This window comes from Vibrio sp. SG41-7, assembly GCF_014164465.1.
GTDB lineage: Bacteria > Pseudomonadota > Gammaproteobacteria > Enterobacterales > Vibrionaceae > Vibrio > Vibrio splendidus.
In genome coordinates, this window is sequence record NZ_JACJFF010000366.1 from 1 (window position 1) to 380 (window position 380).

The 380-nt window shown below is 37.1% G+C and carries 1 rRNA gene; it reads right to left on the reverse strand.

The features are described from left to right. Positions 1-106: ribosomal RNA gene (locus H5300_RS27135) — 23S ribosomal RNA — on the reverse strand; the annotation flags it as partial. Between the last annotated feature and the right edge of the window lie 274 nt (positions 107-380).

Here is a 380-nt window from a genome sequence, read left to right on the forward strand (position 1 = left end):
GACTCAAAAGGTTATTACTACCTAATCTGGGCTTATCGCAAGTTATTACGCCTTTCATCGCCTCTGACTGCCAAGGCATCCACCGTGTACGCTTAGTCACTTAACCATACAACCCGAAAGGGTCTCTATTTGCTTTCACTTTAAAAAGTGAAGACAAATAAGCGTATGGCAACTAACCAAGGTTTTTGGTTGTCATCAAGAAGGGTTAATTCCTGATGACTGTTTGCCGGACTCAATTGTGAATCAATGTAAACATTGATTCGAATACAAGACACTTGAATGTGTTTGTTGTGTTCATCTAATGAAAGATAAACATTGAGAACTTTTAAATTTGATTGAATTACTCGTAAGTAATCAATCAGTCAGCTTTCCAAATTGTT